This is a genomic window from Pedobacter sp. (assembly GCF_039594775.1).
Classification (GTDB): domain Bacteria; phylum Bacteroidota; class Bacteroidia; order Sphingobacteriales; family Sphingobacteriaceae; genus Pedobacter.
The window spans coordinates 254,422-275,425 of the sequence record NZ_JBCNMT010000003.1; the positions used below are offsets into that span (position 1 = coordinate 254,422).

Genomic DNA, 21,004 nt, shown 5'->3' on the forward strand with positions numbered 1-21,004 from the left:
CGAAGACACTAGGCCTTCGCTCACTACAGTCCTGCCATTCGCCTTTAGTCCCGCGTACACTTTGGGAGCTATCGGCTACTGTCAGGTCTATTGTACAACGTTAATCAGTACGTCGTCAAAATTCTAATTTCCCTTCTACAGAGTCATCCATGGTTTTTCCAGTGATGACCGAAGCGGCCATTTTGATGAAAGCAACGGCTTCCCCATGTTTGGTATCCCAATAATAGACTTGCGTTGGTGCTACCTTAATCACGCTAATTTTGTCATCCTCTTTTCCGTCTTGAAACCAAACTTTAAGTAGTGGATTCCAAAGCTCTTCTATCTTTTTTCGATCTTCTATGATCTCACTAATTCCATAAACATTTAAAAAACCCGAATTTTTATGGTGTTGAAAAAATAAGTGAGTTAGTGGGTCAGCTTCAATTTCTTTATTTTTTTCACTATCTGCCTGACTCATGAACCATAAATTTCCGCTGTCATCTACATCTAAAACAGACATCGGTCTTACTGATAGCGGCAATCCGGTTTTGATACTGGTACAAAAGAAACAGTTTTCTGCCCCCTTTGCCAAATCCTTAAGTTTTTCAACCGCTTCCTTCCCTTCTAGGGTTTTGATATGGTCTTTTGTATCCTGTGTATTGTTAGAGCTATCTCTGCTCACATTTGAATTTTCCATCTATTTTTCCTTTTCTATGATTTAAAGAGTGTTTTTAAAACGGTGGCAGTTACCAAAGCGCCAAACAAATAATAGCCTACGGTAAGCACTTTAGTTTGTGTAGTACGAGTAACAGGTCTAGAATCTAAACCTAATGGCTCGGGTAATTGTATGGCTCCAATCCCTGCACTTAACCCTAAGGCTACTGCTTTTGGCCAAATGTACCTGCCGCTTCCACCAATCATACTATAATAGGTGGCGTTGGCAATAAGGTCAGCCTCCAAAGTTACTCTGTGTAAGTCCTCGGCATCAACAATGGGTGTGCCCACTTGGCTTAAAGTTTTGTTGACTACTTCCTCTCCCAATAAATTGATTTGAGGGGCATTTCTAACATTTTTGCGTACTACTTCGTGCAATATATTTAAGGCTACAGCACCAATAAGGCCTGCAGTCATATTTTTAATCCATTTCATTACTTACAATTTTATGCTTAACCAATCAATTGCTTCGTTAAGCTGTGACAATTTGAAGCCTTTAGATTCTCCTGGAGCGATATAGCTAAAAGCATCTGTGAATTTTTCTACGGCCGTTTCATCGGTAACCACAGCTATTTTTTTCCATTTGGTAAAATGCTTCAAACCTGCTACCATGTCTTGGTACCAAGCACCAGCGGTAAAGTTTTCTACAGGTGTTTCCAGCACCAGTAGGTAGTAAATATCATTATGGTTTTGGGTGAGTACCTCTAGTCCAGGGAGCAGTACACTTTTAAGGTCGTCGGCCGTGACCTGCCCTGTAGCTTTTACGCCAAATACGTGTGGTGGTATATCTCTGATAATGCTTAACATAACTATAAATTTTATTAAGCATAACAGATTTTTGAAGGTAATGGTTTCCCTAAATTGTGATTTTGGGATTTGGCGGTTGAGATTTAGAAAGTTTTAAAAGCTTCTTAAATCTTATCTAGCATAGATTTTTTCTGTGGCTTTGTAGAATATTCCCCTCTTCGAGTGACAAGGAGAAGGAAAGATTGAAATAATATTAGTCCTCCCTCCTTATCTCCCTCCAAAGGGAGAGATAGCGAGTAGTCTTCTTAACGCTCTCGGTATTAATGATGGTTCATCGTGTAACATAGCTTAAAAGTCTGCATAGCGCAGTTAAAAGCTAAGCTGTCACCACAGGCGTAGCCAACTGTTGAGAAATGGCAGCGCCATCAGTAAGTAGCTCTTGGGTAATGCTTCTGGTGTAATCAATAATTTCCGACTTAAAGTCTTGAACCGAGGCTCCCGAACGGATTTCCTCTAAACGTTTTTCCCAAGCGCCGGTAAGCTCTGCTTGTGCAATGCGCTTGTCTTTAACCACTTCGTAAACAGCTAATCCCTTAGCAGTTGGTACCAAATTGCGTTTTTCACGGATGATATATTCCCTAGTTAGCAGGGTTTCGATAATGGCTGCTCGAGTGGCAGGTGTACCTAAACCGCTATCTTTCATAGCGTATCTAAGTTCTTCATCCTCAATTTCTTTTCCGCAGGTTTCTAAAGCTTTTAATAAAGAAGCTTCATTGTACATCGCTTTCGGCTTTGTTTGTTTTTCCAAGAAGGCTTTGTTCACGATAGGTAAAGCTTCCCCTTTTTTTACTTTTGGTAAAGCGGGATTGTCCTCATCCTTTTTATCATCCTCAACTTCATTAAAAACAGAACGCCATCCTGCAGAGCGGATAACCGTCCCATTGGCCACAAAAACAATCTCCGATTGAATAGTAATTTTAGTGACTTCTTTCACACATTCCTGGTGGAAAGCTTCCAACATGCGTCCAGCAACCAAATCAAAAATAGCCTGATGGTCTTTGCTTAAACTGCCAGGTTTAACGCCAGTTACTAAAATAGCATGGTGATCGGTTACCTTTTTAGCATTTACACTCCTTTTGTTTAAAGTCATTTCCTGCAAGGCCACCGCAGATTTAGCGAACTGGCCATGGTCAGTTAAACTGGCAATTAATGCAGGTACCGTAGCAAAAATATCGTCGCCAATGTAGCGACTTCCCGTACGTGGGTAAGTCACTAATTTACTTTCGTAGAGGTTCTGTAATAAACTTAAAGTTTGGTCAGCGGTAAAACCATTCTTTTTATTGGCTTCCTGTTGCAAACTACTTAAATCGTGCAAAAGTGGAGGTGGTTCTTTTCTTGGTTTAGCTTCCACTGCGGTAATATTTCCACCATTGCTAAAACCAGAAGCCACATCCTGTACCTTTTCAAAGATGGCTTCTCCCTCCTCTTTGGCATCAAAACTATCTACAGAGATAGCTTTGAATAACTGGCCATCCTTGTCTAGCTGGATACCAATCTGGTAATATATTTTAGGAACAAAGTTCTTTATTTCAAGGTAACGGGCACAAATCATGGCTAAGGTAGGTGTTTGCACCCTACCCAAAGAAAGCACACTCCTGTTCCCTGCCGAAATACTTAGCGCTTGCGTGGCGTTCATGCCTACCAGCCAATCAGATACAGAACGACAGTGTGCCGAACTGAATAAGGTGTCGTACTCAGTGCCAGGTTTTAGGTTTCTAAATCCATCTTTAATAGCCTCATCTGTTTGTGAAGAAATCCACAGACGTTTAAATGGTTTTTTGCATTTTAGATAAGAGTAGATATACCTAAAAATCAGTTCGCCCTCACGCCCAGCATCTGTTGCTACAATGATCTCTGTAGCTTCATCAAACAGCATTTTTATGGTATCAAGCTGCTTTCTTACTCCAGGGTCCTCTACCATCCCATCCTTGGTTTTTATTTTGCGGATGGAAAGTTTAAACTTGTTTGGCAACATCGGCAAATGTTCTTTGCGCCAGCCAAAAAAGCCATATTCCTGTGGTGGGGCCAGTTGTAGTAAATGTCCAAAAGCCCAAGTGAACGAATAGCCCTTGCCTTCAATGTACCCATCCTTACGGGTTGTAGCCCCAAAAACTTTGGCTAACTCACGTCCTACAGAGGGTTTTTCGGCAATTACTATCTTCATATCTGAATAAAATGGAGGTTAAATATCCTAAATTTAAAATACATGCAGCACTTCATTTTATCAACACTGTAGTATGCAATTGAACCCTAGGCAGATAAATGGACGGCAATACCTGTTTACTTCAGTCCTTCGTTGTTGTCATACTGAGCTTGTAGAAGTGTTTGTGCGTTATCAAACCTCGTAGGTTTTCGAAACCTACGAGGTTTGAGCCTTCAATTGCCTATTCATTTTGAAGGAAATAATCATATCACTGAAATATTTTTGAATGAAATTTTAAACAGCTTGTTAAACTATCCTATCTTTATAGTGAAAATGAGCATTACCCTACGTGACATATCCAAAGCATTAAATATCTCGGTTTCTACGGTATCCAGAGCACTTACTGATAGCCATGAGATTGGAGAGGAAACTAAACAAAAAGTGTTGGCCTATGCCAGAGAGCACCATTATGTGCCCAACCGTATGGCCCGCAGTTTGAAAGTTGGTAAAACACGTTCTATAGGGGTTGTGATTTGCTCTATTGACAATAACTTTGTAGCCCAAATGCTAGATGGCATTGACCAGATTTGTACTGAAAATGGCTATCAGATCATCATCATGCAAAGCAAAGAGTCTTATGAGCAAGAACAAGCCTGCATTAATTTGCTGCATGCTAGCGGTGTAGATGGAATCATGATTTCTCCCTCCTACCAAACTGCTGATTTTAGCCACCTAAAGGAGTTGCAATCACAGGGATTTCCAGTAGTCCTTTTCGACAGAATTAGCGAAAAAATGACGGCTCATAAAATTGCCGCCAACAATTTAAGTGGCGCCTATCAGGCTACCACACATCTGATTTCTAATGGTTACACCCGAATTGCGCATCTGAATAGCAACGCAACTTTAACGACCACAGCGGAGCGTTTTGAAGGCTATAAAAAAGCACTTGAAGACCACGGAATTATTTACCGGGAGGAATTGGTAGCCTTTTGCGATACTGCTCAACAGATAGATCAAAATGTGGCCGAAGCCATGGAACAATTGCTTAAACAACAACCACAAGCTATATTTACGGCTACCGATTTGTTGAGCACTAAAGTATTGGCTTATCTAATGGAACATAAATTTACGGTACCCAAAGATATTGCATTGATAGGATTCAGTAATTCGGATTTAGCAGCTGTTTTAAATCCTTCATTGAGTACGGTACGTCAACCTTCACGTCAAATTGGCGAGCTGGCCGCCCAAACGCTCATTAGTCTGATCAAGGGTAAAGATATTGGTCCCGAAGAGACCATCTTACTGGATACAGAACTTCAAATTAGAAAATCGAGCGGTAGTTGAGCTACTTTTGACATTGTCACGACCTCCGAATGAGGCAGTTTTAAACTAATTACGTAATTTTGCACTCTTATTTACGACAATGAGCAAGCACGGAAGAATTTTAGTAGCCATGAGTGGCGGGGTTGATAGTTCGGTAGCATCAGTGATGTTGCACGAGCAGGGTTATGAAGTAATTGGCCTAACCATGAAGACTTGGGATTACGCTACATCAGGTAGTAACAGTAAGGAAACTGGCTGCTGCAGCTTAGATAGCATCAACGATGCCCGTACGCTTGCCGTAAATTATGGCTTCCCTCACTATATTTTAGATATCAGAGATGAATTTGGTGATTTTGTAATCGACAATTTCGTGGATGAATATCTAGCAGGAAGAACACCAAACCCTTGTGTATTGTGTAATACTTATATCAAATGGGAAGCACTATTAAAACGCGCAGATAAGCTTGACTGTGAATTTATCGCTACTGGGCACTATGCCAATATCCGTCAACAAGACAGTGGTCGTTATGTAATTTCTAAAGGTAAAGACGAAAACAAGGACCAATCTTATGTGTTGTGGGGAGTATCTCAAGAAAACTTGGCCAGAACCAAATTTCCATTAGGTAGTTTTGCTAAATCTGAAATTAGACAAATGGCTTTAGATATGGGCCAAGAAGAACTGGCTAAAAAAAGCGAAAGTTATGAGATTTGCTTTGTACCTGATAACGATTACCGTGCTTTCTTAAAACACAAAGTTGAAGATTTGGAAGAGCGTGTAGCAGGTGGAAACTTTGTAAATACTCAAGGAATGGTGATCGGTCAGCATAAAGGCTACCCTTTTTATACCATTGGACAACGTAAAGGTTTAGGTGTTGCTTTTGGCGAGCCGATGTTTGTGACCCAAATTTTGCCGGAAAGCAATACCGTTGTTTTAGGCAGGGCCGATGAATTGGAACGCCGTGAAGCGATGGTTAGAAATGTTAATTTAATTAAATACGAAAATATTAACGAACCTTTGGATAACGTAGTGACCAAAATACGCTATAAAGATGCAGGTACTCTAAGTACAATTGTACAAGAGAAAGACCAAATGCGTGTAGTTTTTGACCATGCGGTTTCTGCAATTGCTCCAGGTCAATCTGCTGTGTTTTACGAAGGTAACGATTTGCTAGGTGGTGGCTTTTTAGTGTAATTGAAGCATCTATATAAAGACTTACGAAGTTTCAGAAACTTCGTAAGTCTTACGCAACCATCGTTAAACACTTATTCACCGCTAATTAAGTCGTCAAAGTCTTTAATTTGAGATAGTTTTACCAACGGTTTTGCAGGAAGTTTAGACCATTTTTCTTTAAAAACTTCATCACCACTCTCGGCATTTTGGTTTGTATTTTCTTTTACCAATTTCTTCTTTGTTAAAAAATTGATACTGGTTTTTCGATCAATTCTAGGACCGAAATTGTTGCTGGAGTCGTAGCCAATGAGCTCAAAATCGGCATTGCGGAACCTGAAAGTATAACGCCAATAACCATATCTACCGTGTGAATATTGAATGTAAAGATTTCCTTTCTCTATTTGTACACTAAGTTCTGGCGGAAAGTAAACACCTCCATCTTCATTTTCAGATGAAAAGCAATCTAAATTTTTAATTGAGAGCTCGTATCGGCCCCTCTTATTCAGTAAAATGATGATGCCTCTTCGGTTACGATCAACCCGCTCTTCGAAGCGATTAACAATGATTTTACTTTTGTCAGTTCCTTTTACAATTAACACCTCGTCAGATAATCCATCTTTATCAAGATCTCCTTTTATGGTATTAAAAAGCACAAATCCTTTGGGGATAAAATCCGCTGGTTTTATTTTTTGTTGGGGAGCGATAGACTTTTTTGATTCGCTAAAACTATAAACAAACAACATCGGAACTATTAGCCCAAAACCAAATAAATATTTTTTCATCATTAAAAATGGTTGTTTTTAAGAATTCCTCATTTTAATTTTACCTAGTTTGAACCTTAAACTAATCCTTAGCAAGATAAATATTTACGATTAGATTATTAATTAAAAACGATTTCTTCAACTATCTTTGCGGCTCATTAAAAAAGACGAATTACATTGATCGACGTAAATAACATTTCGGTATCATTTGGCGGGACAACGCTTTTTAGCGATGTGTCTTTTTCCATCAACGAAAACGATAAGATAGCCCTTATGGGCAAAAATGGAGCGGGTAAATCTACCCTGTTAAAAATTATTGCAGGTGCAGGTAAAGCAACTAGCGGACATGTGTCTGGTCCTAAGGATGCAGTTATTGCCTATTTGCCACAACACTTGCTTACTGAAGACAATGTGACTGTTTTTGAAGAAACTTCAAAGGCCTTTAGTGAAGTTTATCAGATGCGTGATGAGCTAGAAAGCTTAAACGAACAGCTTAATATTCGTACAGACTACGATACTGACGATTACATGAAATTGATTGAAAGGGTATCAGAACTTAGCGAAAAATTTTATTCCATTGAGGAAGTTAATTATGATGCAGAAGTAGAGAAAGTATTAAAGGGATTGGGCTTCCTCCGTTCTGACTTTACCCGTCAAACCTCAGAATTCTCTGGTGGATGGCGCATGCGTATTGAGTTGGCCAAAATCCTATTGAAGAAACCAGACCTTATTTTACTAGATGAGCCTACCAATCACATGGATATTGAAAGTATCCAATGGCTGGAAGACTTTTTGATCAACTCTGCCAAAGCGGTAATCGTAATTTCTCACGACCGTGCTTTTGTAGATAATATTACGAATAGAACCATTGAGGTAACCATGGGCCGTATCTACGATTATAAAGCAAAATACACCCACTACCTACAATTACGCAAAGAACGTCGTGAGCATCAATTAAAGGCTTATGAAGAGCAACAACGTTTTATTGCCGACAATCAGGAATTTATTGATCGTTTTAAGGGAACTTATTCTAAAACTCTTCAAGTACAATCAAGAGTGAAGATGCTGGAGAAATTAGAAATTATTCAAGTAGATGAAGTAGATAATTCTGCCCTACGTTTGAAATTCCCTCCTTCTCCCCGTTCTGGAAATTATCCGGTAATTGTAGAAGAATTGACCAAAGCTTATGGTGAGCACTTAGTGTTTGAGAAAGCTTCGATGGTGATTGAGCGTGGACAGAAAGTGGCTTTTGTAGGTAAAAACGGCGAGGGTAAGTCGACCATGATCAAAGCCATTATGGGTGAGATTGACTACGAAGGTGAATTAAAAGTGGGGCATAATGTGAAAATTGGCTATTTCGCTCAAAACCAAGCGGCATTATTAGATGGAGAATTAACGGTTTTTGATACGATAGATCAAATTGCTGTTGGCGATGTTCGTGTGAAAATCAAGGATTTATTAGGTGCCTTTATGTTTAGTGGCGACGATACCACCAAAAAAGTAAAAGTGTTATCTGGTGGTGAAAAAACACGTTTAGCTATGATTAAGCTTTTACTGGAGCCAGTAAATGTGTTGATTCTGGATGAACCTACCAACCATTTGGATATGAAAACAAAGGATATCATCAAAGATGCTTTACGCGACTTTGATGGTACATTAATCTTAGTTTCTCACGATAGGGATTTCCTAGATGGCTTGGCTGAAAAAGTATTTGAGTTTGGCAACAAACGTGTACGTGAGCACTTTGAAGATATCAAAGGTTTCTTGGCTTATAAGAAAATGGATAGTTTAAAAGAAATTGAGAAATAACAAGAAAGGCGCTTAAAGGCGCCTTTTATGTAAGTGACGTTTTGGTCTTTATGAACATAGAGTTGAATATTGCATTGACTTTAAAAGTAGCGTCATTTCGACTGGAGCGTAGCAAAATGGAGAAATCTTTGGACTATGCGACATTCAAAACCCTCTCTGCCTTTGGCATCTCTCCCTAAAAGGGATCTAGGCCAATTTCTGCCCGAAAATCTTACTCAAACTATCATATAAAGCTGGATGTCTGTCTTTCATTCTTTCAGGATTTTCAAAGAAATATTCAGAAGTTACTGCAAAAAACTCCGCTTCATTGGTAATGGCATAAGGGTTAATATCCGACTGGTTATCTTCAATTTTTTGTATTTCTTGGTGCATCATTTTCACCCATGGAATAGCGTACCCATGTTTCATGAAATTTTGGGGAACTCCGTCAGTGGCACCATCTGATTTATCCAATAAGTGTACAAATTCATGTATGCCGGTATTTTCTCTGCCTGCACTTTTACTAAAGCCATGCCTTAAAGCCGATTGGGACAGTATCATTTGTCCGTTCATGTAACCGTCGCCCACCATGCCCATAATGTTTCGCTCACCTTCAGCAAACTGAAAGTCCTTATTGAAAGTATCTGGATATAATAGTACCGTACCAAGATTACGGTATTCCCATTCGTCAAAACCTAAAATCGGAATCACGGCACTTGCTCCTACCAGTATTCTGTCTAACGGAGAAATTTCAACGCCAATTCCTTCAATTTTAATACCCCCTAAAAAATGGGCTAGCTTTTCTTCGAACACTTTCTTTTTATCAGCGTTAAGTGCTGCATAAAACTCTACATGTTCTAGCAATAGCTGTTTATCCTCGTTGCTTAAAATGCTAGGATTGACTTTCTTCTTCCTAAAAATGAAATAAAGGGCAACGGCAAAGAAAACAAGAAGAATTAAATATGGATATAGATTCACAGGTAATTGGTTAGCGTTATAGAGTGGCGAATTCGTGTATGCAAAGATAGATGCCTTACGAAATCGAAGCTTTTCGTAAGGCATCTATTAGATTAAAAGTTTTTTACAATCTGTTCATCAAGTGGTTTAACGGCAGAACGGAAACGGTGTACCAACTCTCCTTTTTCGTTGATAAGGAATTTTTCAAAGTTCCATTTAATATCACCGGTGAAATCAGGATTGGTTTGTGTAGTTAAATATTGGAACAATGGTGTAATACCTTCACCTTTTACATCGCTCTTTTCAGCAATTAAAAAAGTGGTGTTGAATTTACTAGTGCAAAATTCTTTAATTTCTGCATTGCTACCTAATTCCTGTCCTCCAAAATTTGCTGAAGGAAAGCCAATAAGCACAACCTCTTTACCGTATTGCTTGTGTAGTTTTTCTAAATCTTCGTACTGTTTGGTGTAGCCACATTTAGAAGCGGTATTTACAATTAAAATTTTCTTTCCTTTAAATTTAGAAAGCTTTACTTCTTTACCGTCTAAGGTTTTAAAAGAAAAACCGTAAATATCTTTTGGTGGATTTGGCGCTGTTATTAAGCCCAAAAACAATAATAAAGTATTAAGCATGATTTTTAGTTTTTTATATAAAACGAATATAGGGAGAAAAAGATTGTTTCTGTGATGCTAAGTTTAAATGAACTGTAGCTTCTAGGTAAAAATTCTGGTGATACTTTTACGAGACTTACGAAGTTTTGAAAACTTCGTAAGTCTTTCAACGGTATCTGTTTTAAACACCCCGCCCTTCGGGCACCCCTCTAGCAGAGGGGAATTTGGGATTGAGCTAAACCTTACACACGGCTCAGCTAGCGCAATTAAAGCTTTAATGAGCTGGAGCAACACTGTACAATCAGCCTTGTACTTTTGGTACTTTTCTTCAAGAGAAAAGGACTAGGCCCAACGGCCATGAGTGAATATATATTAAAGGTATTCGTTTGAAGTTTTGCTTTTTTTTTTAACGATGCCTCAAAATATTTATATATTTGGTTAAATGAAATCTGCTCGATTATCATACTATAGTCTTGTACTATTCTTTAGTGCTTTGTGGTTTTCTTCTTGCAATAAGGAGACAAATTTATCGAAGCCTGATTTTGCTTTAAATTATTTTCCGCTAAAAGTAAATCAGGAAACTATCTATAATGTAGATTCTACCGTTTATAACGACTTCAACAACTCTACTACCTTATTCCAATTTCAGCTAAAGGATATTGTAGTAAGTAAATTTAAAGATATGGAAGGTTATGAGGCTTACCGGGTGGAACGTTATAAGAAAACCAGTACGCAAGATTGGTTTTTCCAAAAGCTCATTACCCGTCGTATTATAAATAACAGGGCTGAAGAGGTTTTGGATAATAGAAGGTATGTGCGCTTGGTATTTCCCCCTTCCTTGCAATCGACATGGAATGGCAACCTTTATAACGATTTGGATATTTGGCGTCATGAGATTACTGACATTGATGCGCCATTGACGATAGGAACTAACAAACTTGATTCGACGCTAAATATTATTCAATACAAGGAAGTGAATTTGATTAGAGAGGATATTTATTTAGAGACTTATGCCAAAAATATAGGTTTGGTGGTTAAGGAAGTAAAAGCTATTGATAAAGATATTTCTACAGGCCGAACCCGCCGAGGCTTTATGTATAAGATGCAGTTAGATAGTTTTACAACTAAATAATTTGATTTTAGAATAATCATAATAGCCACTTTCAGCTTCCCAAGCGATATTTTAATCTCTTCAGCCAGGTTTAAGAGGTCCATAAAACAGCTTAATAATGTAACCTAATAAATGAACGGCTAGTGTTCCTAATTTTGGCCTGCTTTAAAATTTTATTTCAAAAAAAACGCTACCAATTTTGAATTTGGTTGATTTTATAGTTTTATTTGCACAAAAACCCCTAATTAATGGCAAAAAATTTATTGATAGTTGAGTCACCCGCAAAAGCGAAAACCATAGAAGGATACCTTGGAAAAGATTTCCTAGTAAAATCTAGCTACGGCCACATTCGCGACTTGGTTAAGGGTGACATGGGCATTGACGTTGACAATAATTTTTCGCAAACTTATGAGGTGCCCGCTGATAAAAAGCAGGTGGTCACCGAATTAAAGAAATTAGCTAAGGATGCCGAAACGGTTTGGCTAGCATCCGATGAGGACCGCGAGGGAGAAGCTATTTCTTGGCACTTATTTGAAACATTAGGGTTAAAAACAGAGAAAACAAAACGTATTGTATTTCACGAAATTACCAAGCCTGCGATATTAAAAGCAATAGAAACGCCAAGAGGTATTGACTATAACTTGGTTTATGCACAACAAGCCCGTAGGGTTTTAGACCGTTTGGTTGGTTTTGAGCTTTCGCCAGTACTTTGGAAAAAAGTAAAACCTTCACTTTCGGCAGGCCGTGTACAATCAGTCGCCGTACGTTTAATCGTAGACAGAGAACGTGAAATCAATAATTTTGAGAGTACCGCTGCTTTTAAGATTACCGCACAATTTACTACGGGTAAAGGGAAAGAAATTGTAAAAGCAGAATTGCCTCAGCGATTTGAAAAGGCTGAAGAGGCTGAAAAATTCCTTCAAGATTGTATCGGAGCTAATTTCAAGGTGAATAACTTAGAGATTAAACCCGCTAAACGTAATCCAGCAGCCCCTTTTACCACTTCTACCTTACAACAGGAAGCTTCCAGAAAACTAGGATTTTCGGTTGCTCGTACGATGCAGATTGCGCAAAGGCTTTACGAAAATGGTAAAATTACCTATATGCGTACCGATTCGGTAAACTTATCGGAAACTGCCATTGCTGCTGCTGCTGCCGAAATTAAATCGGCTTATGGTAACCAATACCACCAACCAAGAGTTTACAAAACGAAATCTGCGGGTGCACAAGAGGCTCACGAGGCCATCCGCCCTACTTATTTCGACCAACATACCATTAACGGAGATGCTTCAGAAAGACGTTTGTACGAGCTGATTTGGAAGCGTGCCATTGCTTCGCAAATGAGTGAGGCTATTTTTGAAAAAACAACCGTTGACATTGGTGTAAGCACTCGTAACGAAGTTTTTGGTGCAGAAGGCGAAGTATTAAAGTTCGACGGTTTCTTAAAGGTATACTTGGAGTCGACCGATGATGAGGAAGACGAGAACGAAAACAACATGCTTCCCGCATTAGCCAGAGGTCAGGAACTTTCATTAAAGGAAATGTTGGCTACAGAGCGTTTCTCAAGACCGCCAGCACGTTATACAGAGGCTAGTTTGGTAAAGAAACTGGAAGAGCTTGGCATTGGCCGCCCGTCTACTTATGCGCCAACCATTTCAACTATCCAAAATAGAGGTTATGTGGTGAAGGAAGACAGGGATGGCAAAAAGAGAGAATATTTATCGCTTGCGTTGAGCAATGGTGACATCACCAAACAAAAGAAATCTGAAATTACAGGTGCTGAGAAGGCTAAGCTCTTCCCTACTGATATTGGGGAAGTAGTAAACGATTTCTTAGTTGAGCATTTTAAAGGTATTGTTGATTTTAACTTTACCGCTAATGTTGAAAAGCAGTTTGATGAAATTGCACAGGGTTTGCAAGAATGGACGGCCATGCTCCACTCCTTTTACAAACCATTTCACAATGAAGTAGAAACCACGATTGAAACTGCTGATAGAGCAACAGGTGAACGCTTATTGGGCGTTGACCCTGTAAGTGGTAAAAACGTTTATGCCAAAGTAGGCAGATACGGTCCATTGGTGCAAATTGGAGAGATTAGTGATGATGAAGCAGATAAGCCACGTTATGCCAGCTTAACCAAAATGCAATCTGTAGGTACCATTTCACTTGAAGAGGCATTGGATTTATTTAAGTTGCCTTTCCAATTGGAAGATTACCAAGGTAAAGAGGTTTCTGTTGGATTGGGACGTTTTGGACCTTATGTAAAATGGGGCGATGCTTTTATCTCTATTCCTAAAAATGTAGACCCATTAACCATAGATAACGACAGGGCAATTGAAATTATTAGCGAAAAATTAGATGCTGATGCGCCTGTGGCCCATTACCAAAATATGCCTGTAACTAAAGGTAAAGGACGTTTCGGACCATTTATTAAATGGAATGAGTTGTTTATCAATGTGCCAAAAGCTTATAATTTCGACAACCTTTCTCAAAAGGATATTGAGGAATTAATCAGCAAAAAAGTTGAGAAAGAAAACAATCGTTTTATCCAGCAATGGACAGAACATAAAATAGCAATTGAAAATGGTAGATGGGGACCTTTTATACGCTTTGGTAAGGACATGCTGAAACTTGGTAATAACCCAGCTACCAAACAAAAATATACGGCAGAGGAACTTTCAAATATTTCTTTGGATGAAGTAAAAGCGCTCATTATAGCTCAAAAACCTGATGCTTTTGAAAGCAAAAAGAAAGCTCCTGCTAAAAAAGCGGTAGCTAAGAAAAAGTAATTAAAAGAATAAAGAGCAAGGATTAAGGACAAAACCAAGTCTTTATTCTTTGCTCTTTTATCCTTACTCTCTATTATGAAAAAAGACTTACCTGAAAATATCGTAGAAGACGTTGCCATTGCCGTTGCCTTAATGAGCGAAACCCCAGAAGTGAAAAATTGGACCGTTTACTTGGTGAATTTAAAGAACGAACCGATCACTAACGTACTGATTACTTCGAAAGGTTATGGCGAGAAAGATGGTAAGGAAGTTAAAACCTCATTATTAAGGCATTTTATAGGTGATGTTGAAGCACAGGGATACGCTGGTGTAGAAGCCATTGACCCCGCTGTTTTTGGTCTCACCAATGAATATTGGTTGAGCTATTACATTGGTAACACCATTTACGATAAGAAATTCATTTTCCTTCCCGAAAGTATTATTGATAGCAATTTGATTAGAATTCCAGTGCTGAATAAACCTGGCGTGATGATTAAGTAGGTTTATTTAAACCCTCTCTGCCCTTTGGGCATTTATTGATAGTCGTTTATTTTATTTCGGCATCAATGAGCTCGTTACACTTCGGTTCTCCCTTTAAAATGGAGAGAGTAAGGAGCTACTATTTATATATATCACTACTAGTTTGTTGTTTTGTACTGTTCCATCCCCTCGCCTTTTTAAGGAGAGGGCTAGGGAGAGGTTTTATGCCCAATTTCAATTCCCCTCTTCCAGAGGGGTGTCTAAAGGGCGGGGTGTTCTACACTATTAGGACTTACGAAGTTTCTAAACGGCAAAGCCCTCAACTTCACCTTTCAAAAAAAACAAACAAATAAAGTTAAACTTCGTAAGTCTAAGGTTCTAACCTAAATGGCTTCGCCGTTTTAAAATTTCTTAAGTCTCTAAGAGAGCAACCTATAGTCGTCTTTATGTTCAAAACTGTGAGTTGTTGACAACTCTTTTGTCCACATACGAAACAGTTTTACCCTTTTTTCGTTAATTTCATTACGTACTCACACTACACTCTTATGAATCAAGAAAACAGTTCTAAACGCCCTAACATTAAAGTTATTTTAATTGGCGCTCTAGTTTTAATCCTCGTTACTGCGGGTTATTTCCTCCTTAAAAAAAATAAAAAACAGGACCACACACAATTTGCTAAATACATTGATGCGTATACCTCTGGTATTGTCTCAAAAAAAAGCAATATCCGTGTCCACCTTGCCAGTTCGGTGAGCAATATTGCCGATTTAGGTGAAGTAAAGCAAAATCTATTTGATTTCTCCCCTAATATTAAAGGTAAAACCTACTGGATAGATGCCCAAACTTTGGAATTTAGACCAGAGGAGGATTTAAAGCCAGACCAAAAATATGAGGCCACGCTAAACTTGGATAAAGTATTACCTGTTGAAAAGGGATTAGAAGAGTTTGAGTTTGATTTCAAAGTCATTAAACCTGCCCTGTCACTCACAGAAAATGGTTTAGTATCACAAAATAATACCTCGCTCAATTTAATGAAGTTGACGGGTGAAATTAATACTGCGGATGCGGAAGATACACAAAACATTGAGAAGGCTTTAACAGTAGATTTTAACCAAAAACTAAAAATAAAGTGGAGCCATAATCCTCAAAAGCAAATTTCAACCTTTACCATTGATAGCATCGCCAAAACTAAAAGCGAGCAAAGTCTTAGTTTAAAATGGGATGGTAATGTGATTGGTGCCGACGATAATAGTGGAAAGGTAACATTGGAAGTGCCCGCTTTAAATGTATTCAAGGTATTAGCGATCAAAGCAGTTCAACAACAGGAAGATTTCGTCTTAATTCAATGTTCTGAGCCTGTTAGTGTGACACAAGATTTAGCGGGGTTGGTAGCTATAGCGAGTTTGGGCGATTTAAGGTTTACCATTGATGGTAGCCAAATTAAAGCCTATGCTCCCGATGCATTAGAAGGTAATTATAACGTAATAGTTAATCAGAGCATTACCAATATTAACGGTACTAACTTACAAAGCGCAAAAACCGCTAATGTCATTTTCGAAAACAAAAAACCAGCGGTAACCATTGCAGGCGCAGGTACTATCCTACCTAATTCTGGCAAATTAGTACTTCCTTTTGAAGCCGTTAACCTTAAAGCGGTTGACGTGACGATTATCAAAATATACCAAGAAAACATTCCTCAATTTTTTCAGGTCAACAATTATAAAGAAGGAAATGAATTACGTCGCGTAGCGAAACCTATTTTGCAAAAGACTATCCATCTTAACGAAGATAAATCTCTAGACCTACATAAAAAGAACCGTTTTACACTAGACTTAGATCAACTCATTAAAACTGAGCCAGGTGCAATGTATCGTGTAAGCATCATGTTTAAGCAGGCATATAGTGTGTATAGTTGTACGCAAGCAACTGCTGCTGGTAACGAAGAAGGAGATGGTGAATATGATGGTTACGATGGCTATGATTATGGTCAGAAAATAGATGAGGATGACGATTTTTGGAACAATTACAATAATTATTATCCTAAGGGCTATCGTTGGAACGAACGTGAAAATCCATGCTCGCCGTCCTACTATACCAGCGAAAGATGGGCACATAGAAACTTATTATCTTCGAATATTGGATTAATTGCTAAACGAGGAAACGATGAAAGCATGTTGGTAGTAGCCACAGATTTACTTTCGGCAAAACCGATGAGTGGCGTAAGCATTGAGCTGTTGGATTACCAAAAACAAGTATTAACCACGGTGAAAACCGACGGAGACGGAATGGCTACTTTCTCGTTAAAGAGAAAACCATTTTTATTAGTGGCTAAAAACGGTAATGAACGTGGCTACCTTAAATTAGACGATGGCAATTCTTTACCGTTATCAAGATTTGATGTAGGTGGCGATATTGTTCAAAATGGCATCAAAGGTTTTATTTATGGTGAACGTGGCGTATGGCGACCAGGCGACAGTCTTTACCTTTCCTTCATCTTGGAAGATAAACTTCAGAAATTGCCAGACAACTATCCGGTTGTGTTTGAGCTTTATAATCCAAAAGGCCAGCTGATAAAAAAACTGAGCAACGCCAAGCCTATCAATGGTTTTTACACCTTTAAAACAGCTACGGAAAGCACTGCCCCTACTGGTAGTTGGCAAGCTAAATTTAAAGCTGGTGGCGCCGTGTTTACCAAAAATCTTAAAATAGAAACCGTCACACCAAACCGCATCAAAATCAATTTTGACCTTGGTGGTAAAAAATATTTGGGCAATGGTAAAGCTTCAGCAGCAACCCTATCTGCAAAATGGCTATTTGGTACGCCGGCACAGAATTTAAAAGCAAAGGTCGATATTAACTTGAGCAAGGATGCCACTACCTTTAAAAACTTCCAAGACTATTCTTTTGATAATCCTATTGTTCAATTTGACACACAATTGAGAACAGTTTTTGAAGGTACTCTAAATGATGACGGCGTAGCGTTAGTGAATACCAACTTAAACAACATGACCGCTGCACCAGGTATTTTAAGAGCTAATATTACTACCAAAGTATTTGAACCAGGCGGTAACTTCAGTATTGATAACTTCAGTATCCCCTATCATGTTTACGATAACTATTTTGGTATAAAGGCACCTCAAGGCGATAAATTTACGGGCATGCTGGTGACGGGCAAAAATCACGAGGTGGATATTGTGAATGTGAATAGAGATGGCGTGTTGTTAAATGCCAATAAACCAGTTACTGTAGCCCTTTATAAAATCCAATGGCGTTGGTGGTGGGAACAAAACAATGAAGAAAGCTTTGCCAACTTTACACAAAACGAATACAACAAACTCATTAAAGTTGAGCAGGTACAAATGGTTGGCGGAAAGGCCAAATGGAATTTAAGAGTTGACGAACCTGAATGGGGACGATATCTGATTATTGTAGGTGGTGCCAATGGCGGAGGTCATTTTGCAGCGAGAGAAGTGTATATCGATTGGCCAGGATGGGCACAACGCGAACGAGGCAACAACCCTACCGAAGCCTCGATGTTATCGTTTACTGCCAACAAATCGAAATACAATGTAGGTGAAGACATCACCCTTACGATTCCTTCTCCTGAAAATGGTAGGGCATTAATTTCGATAGAAAATGGCAGCAGGGTGGTAAAAACTTATTGGACAGATACTAAAAAAGGTCAAACTCAATTCACTTTCAAAGCGGAAAAAAACATGACTCCTAATGTATTTGCGAATGTTACGTTATTGCAGCCACATAGCCAAACGGTTAATGATATGCCAATTAGGATGTATGGGGCAATACCTTTGACCATCGAAAATCCTGAAACGATATTAAAACCTCAAATTAGCATTGCCAAAGAACTGCGTCCAGAGGTGGAAAGTAGCTTATCTATTAGTGAGGAAAAAGGCAAGGCCATGACCTATACCATCGCCATTGTTGACGAAGGTTTATTAGACCTTACTAGATTTAAAACTCCTGACCCACATGCTTCATTCTATGCAAGAGAAGGTTTGGGGGTTAAGACTTGGGACCTTTTTGACCAAGTGTTGGGCGCATGGGGCGGAAATTTAGAACGTATATTAAGCATAGGTGGTGACGGTGCAGTGAATAAGAATGTTAACCCTGCCAAAGCAAACAGATTTAAGCCTGTGGTGAAATTCATGGGACCATACCAATTGGGCAAAGGCGAAAAGAAAACCCATAAATTTACTTTGCCTCAATATATTGGTTCTGTAAAAGTGATGGTGGTAGCAGGTAACGATGGTGCTTATGGTCATGCAGAGAAGGCCGTTGAGGTTAAAAAGCCAATCATGCTTTTGGCTTCAGTTCCAAGGGTGATTGGTCCAGGTGAAAGCTTTACTTTACCAGTAAACGTATTCGCTACGAATAATAATCTCAAAAATGTGTCGGTGAGTTTGCAAACTAGCAATCTACAGATTAACCAAACCAATCAGCAAAACTTAACTTTTGCCAAGGCTGGTGATCAATTGACCTATTTTAATGTTACAGCACCAAATCGGACAGGTATTGCCAAAATTAGAATCATAGCACAAAGTGGAAAAGAGAAAACTGTTTCTGATGTGGAATTGGATATCAGAAATCCAAACCCAATAGTAACCAATGTGGTTTCGGCAGTGATACAACCAGGACAAACTTGGAGTGGCAATTATCAGGCTATCGGTACCGCAGGAACTAATAGCGGTACGTTGGAAGTATCTTCTATCCCTCCTATCAATTTAGAAAAACGATTAGGGTACCTCATCCAATACCCGCATGGCTGCGTTGAACAAACAACTTCTGGTATTTTCCCTCAATTGTATTTGGATAAATTGTCTGCCCTAAGCGAACAGAAAAAGGCACAGGTAGAACGGAATATCAAAGCTGGAATTAATAAGCTGAAAGGTTTTCAAACTACTGACGGTGGCTTAGCTTATTGGCCAGGAAATAATACGGCCGATGAATGGGGAACCAATTATGCTGGTCATTTCTTAATTGAAGCGCAAGAAAGCGGTTATGCGCTTCCAGTGGGCTTATACGATGGCTTAATCCGTTACCAAAAAAGCAAGGCTAATAATTGGACACCTAATGCCAATAATTTCTATGGAGGAGATTTAAGCCAAGCTTACCGTTTATATGTATTGGCCTTGGCCAAGAAACCAGAAATGGCCGCCATGAACAGGTTAAGAGCTTTTGAATACCTCACAGATGCCGCTAAATGGCGTTTGGCAGCGGCCTACCAAATGGCAGGTCAAAGTGCAGCCGCTAACAATTTAATCAAAGGTTTGCCAACACAGGTGGAAGCTTATCAGCAATTGGGAGGCACTTACGGTTCTGATTTGAGAGACCAGGCCATGATTATGGAAACCCTAACGCTGATGGGACAACGAAATAGAGCACTGCAATTGCTCAATAAAGTGGCTGCTAAATTAGGCGAAGACCAATGGTACAGCACGCAAACAACCGCATACAGTTTGTTGGCTATTGCAAAGTTCTGTGGCGAACAGAAATCTGCGAGACAACTGAATTTCCAATACATGTTAGATGGTGTAAAAGGCAATGTCAACAACAATCAGTATTACAGCAGTACGCCAATTACTTTCAGGAGTAATAACGCCAGCATTACCAATAAAGGTAACAGCGTACTCTTTGCTCGTTTAATTGTACAAGGTCGTCCTGCTACTGGACAAAATGATTTCCTACCAAATCATCCTGATTTATTAACCATGGAAATCACATATAAAACCATGAAAGGACAGGTCTTAAATCCTGCGAAACTAAAACAGGGACAGGATTTTTATGCAGAAGTAAACGTAAAGAATACTGGACACCAAGGTTTATATGAACAAATGGCACTCACACAGATTTTCCCGTCGGGATGGGAAATCATCAACACTCGTTTGCATGATAATGAAGGTGCCTTTACCTCTTCTGCTTATGACTATCAGGACATCAGGGATGACAGGGTACTCACCTATTTCAGTTTAAGAGAAAACGAGGTTAAAACATTTAGGGTATTGTTAAATGCATCTTACTTGGGAAGGTTCTATCTTTCTACGGTACAATGTGAAGCGATGTATAACAATAACATTAGCGCAGCCACTCCAGGTACTTGGGTAGAGGTGTATAAATAATAGAGTTCCGTCATTTCGACCTCTGGGAGAAATCTAACAAGTCGCTAGATTTCTCCTCGTTCCTCGTCGAAATGACGGAAATATTTCCTAAATCCTAGGCCAAATATTAGTAAATATAAAGCGTACAAAGCCCGCTGAAAATTTAATGATCATAACAATTCTTTCCATATTAGCGTCTCCTTTGGTATATATCAACCACAAGGAATAAATGTTACCGCTATTTTTGCCACAGATGCACAAATACGATTATCTGT

At 39.0% G+C, this 21,004-nt stretch carries 14 protein-coding genes; 7 read left to right on the plus strand and 7 right to left on the minus strand.

All coding sequences use genetic code 11. The features are described from left to right. Nucleotides 1-115 precede the first annotated feature (115 nt). The 4 genes from ABDV71_RS10660 to topB all read right to left on the minus strand — a co-directional run bounded on the left by ABDV71_RS10660 (nt 116) and on the right by topB (nt 3,664). Entirely contained in the window at nt 116-676 is a 561-nt protein-coding gene (locus ABDV71_RS10660) for a pyridoxamine 5'-phosphate oxidase family protein (protein WP_343532432.1), read from the minus strand. A 14-nt stretch (nt 677-690) separates the two neighbouring features. Continuing rightward, the gene (locus ABDV71_RS10665) at nt 691-1,128 is read right to left on the minus strand and encodes a hypothetical protein (RefSeq protein WP_343532433.1); all 438 of its coding nucleotides are present in this window, start codon (nt 1,126-1,128) and stop codon (nt 691-693) included. 3 nt (nt 1,129-1,131) lie between these two features. Next, nucleotides 1,132-1,500 (minus strand): STAS/SEC14 domain-containing protein, encoded by a 369-nt coding sequence (locus tag ABDV71_RS10670; protein ID WP_343532434.1) that lies wholly within the window; start codon nt 1,498-1,500, stop codon nt 1,132-1,134. A 316-nt stretch (nt 1,501-1,816) separates the two neighbouring features. Continuing rightward, the gene (gene topB, locus ABDV71_RS10675) at nt 1,817-3,664 is read right to left on the minus strand and encodes a DNA topoisomerase III (RefSeq protein WP_343532435.1); all 1,848 of its coding nucleotides are present in this window, start codon (nt 3,662-3,664) and stop codon (nt 1,817-1,819) included. Nucleotides 3,665-3,868: 204 nt separating this feature from the next. Here topB and ABDV71_RS10680 point away from each other — a divergent pair, with 204 nt between their 5' ends. Both ABDV71_RS10680 and mnmA read left to right on the plus strand, forming a co-directional pair. Further along, on the plus strand, nt 3,869-4,987 hold the full coding sequence (locus ABDV71_RS10680) for a LacI family DNA-binding transcriptional regulator (protein WP_343532436.1): 1,119 nt from the start codon (nt 3,869-3,871) through the stop codon (nt 4,985-4,987). Between the two features lie 79 nt (nt 4,988-5,066). Continuing rightward, the gene (mnmA, locus tag ABDV71_RS10685) at nt 5,067-6,158 is read left to right on the plus strand and encodes a tRNA 2-thiouridine(34) synthase MnmA (RefSeq protein ID WP_343532437.1); all 1,092 of its coding nucleotides are present in this window, start codon (nt 5,067-5,069) and stop codon (nt 6,156-6,158) included. Nucleotides 6,159-6,229: 71 nt separating this feature from the next. On the opposite strand, the gene ABDV71_RS10690 is transcribed toward mnmA, so the two are convergent. Beyond that, nucleotides 6,230-6,922, minus strand: a complete 693-nt coding sequence (locus tag ABDV71_RS10690; protein WP_343532438.1) for a hypothetical protein — start codon at nt 6,920-6,922, stop codon at nt 6,230-6,232. Nucleotides 6,923-7,075: 153 nt separating this feature from the next. Here ABDV71_RS10690 and ABDV71_RS10695 point away from each other — a divergent pair, with 153 nt between their 5' ends. Then, nucleotides 7,076-8,707 carry an ABC-F family ATP-binding cassette domain-containing protein gene (locus tag ABDV71_RS10695; RefSeq protein ID WP_343532439.1) on the plus strand — a complete coding sequence of 544 codons (1,632 nt, stop codon included), beginning with the start codon at nt 7,076-7,078 and terminating at the stop codon, nt 8,705-8,707. 186 nt (nt 8,708-8,893) lie between these two features. Here ABDV71_RS10695 and ABDV71_RS10700 read toward each other — a convergent pair whose 3' ends face one another. Continuing rightward, on the minus strand, nt 8,894-9,748 hold the full coding sequence (locus ABDV71_RS10700; RefSeq protein WP_343532440.1) for a M90 family metallopeptidase: 855 nt from the start codon (nt 9,746-9,748) through the stop codon (nt 8,894-8,896). 8 nt (nt 9,749-9,756) lie between these two features. Next, nucleotides 9,757-10,275, minus strand: a complete 519-nt coding sequence (locus tag ABDV71_RS10705; protein ID WP_343532441.1) for a glutathione peroxidase — start codon at nt 10,273-10,275, stop codon at nt 9,757-9,759. 421 nt (nt 10,276-10,696) lie between these two features. Between ABDV71_RS10705 and ABDV71_RS10710 the strand changes: the two genes are divergently transcribed. The 4 genes from ABDV71_RS10710 to ABDV71_RS10725 all read left to right on the plus strand — a co-directional run bounded on the left by ABDV71_RS10710 (nt 10,697) and on the right by ABDV71_RS10725 (nt 20,750). Next, on the plus strand, nt 10,697-11,386 hold the full coding sequence (locus ABDV71_RS10710) for a hypothetical protein (RefSeq protein WP_343532442.1): 690 nt from the start codon (nt 10,697-10,699) through the stop codon (nt 11,384-11,386). A 227-nt stretch (nt 11,387-11,613) separates the two neighbouring features. Further along, nucleotides 11,614-14,154, plus strand: a complete 2,541-nt coding sequence (gene topA, locus ABDV71_RS10715; protein ID WP_343532443.1) for a type I DNA topoisomerase — start codon at nt 11,614-11,616, stop codon at nt 14,152-14,154. Nucleotides 14,155-14,229: 75 nt separating this feature from the next. After that, a complete protein-coding gene (locus ABDV71_RS10720) occupies nt 14,230-14,634 on the plus strand; it encodes a hypothetical protein (protein ID WP_343532444.1) in 405 nt (134 codons plus the stop codon). 524 nt (nt 14,635-15,158) lie between these two features. Further along, nucleotides 15,159-20,750 (plus strand): MG2 domain-containing protein, encoded by a 5,592-nt coding sequence (locus ABDV71_RS10725; RefSeq protein WP_343532445.1) that lies wholly within the window; start codon nt 15,159-15,161, stop codon nt 20,748-20,750. Nucleotides 20,751-21,004: the final 254 nt, after the last annotated feature.

Excerpts from the sequence above, each read along its gene's own strand:
- ABDV71_RS10660 (WP_343532432.1), bottom strand. The coding sequence starts at position 676 with ATGGAAAATTCAAATGTGAGCAGAGATAGCTCTAACAATACACAGGAT.
- ABDV71_RS10665 (WP_343532433.1), bottom strand. The coding sequence starts at position 1,128 with ATGAAATGGATTAAAAATATGACTGCAGGCCTTATTGGTGCTGTAGCC.
- ABDV71_RS10670 (WP_343532434.1), bottom strand. The coding sequence starts at position 1,500 with ATGTTAAGCATTATCAGAGATATACCACCACACGTATTTGGCGTAAAA.
- topB (WP_343532435.1), bottom strand. The coding sequence starts at position 3,664 with ATGAAGATAGTAATTGCCGAAAAACCCTCTGTAGGACGTGAGTTAGCC.
- mnmA (WP_343532437.1), top strand. The coding sequence starts at position 5,067 with ATGAGCAAGCACGGAAGAATTTTAGTAGCCATGAGTGGCGGGGTTGAT.
- ABDV71_RS10690 (WP_343532438.1), bottom strand. The coding sequence starts at position 6,922 with ATGATGAAAAAATATTTATTTGGTTTTGGGCTAATAGTTCCGATGTTG.
- ABDV71_RS10700 (WP_343532440.1), bottom strand. The coding sequence starts at position 9,748 with ATGCCTTACGAAAAGCTTCGATTTCGTAAGGCATCTATCTTTGCATAC.
- ABDV71_RS10705 (WP_343532441.1), bottom strand. The coding sequence starts at position 10,275 with ATGCTTAATACTTTATTATTGTTTTTGGGCTTAATAACAGCGCCAAAT.
- ABDV71_RS10710 (WP_343532442.1), top strand. The coding sequence starts at position 10,697 with ATGAAATCTGCTCGATTATCATACTATAGTCTTGTACTATTCTTTAGT.
- topA (WP_343532443.1), top strand. The coding sequence starts at position 11,614 with ATGGCAAAAAATTTATTGATAGTTGAGTCACCCGCAAAAGCGAAAACC.
- ABDV71_RS10720 (WP_343532444.1), top strand. The coding sequence starts at position 14,230 with ATGAAAAAAGACTTACCTGAAAATATCGTAGAAGACGTTGCCATTGCC.
- ABDV71_RS10725 (WP_343532445.1), top strand. The coding sequence starts at position 15,159 with ATGAATCAAGAAAACAGTTCTAAACGCCCTAACATTAAAGTTATTTTA.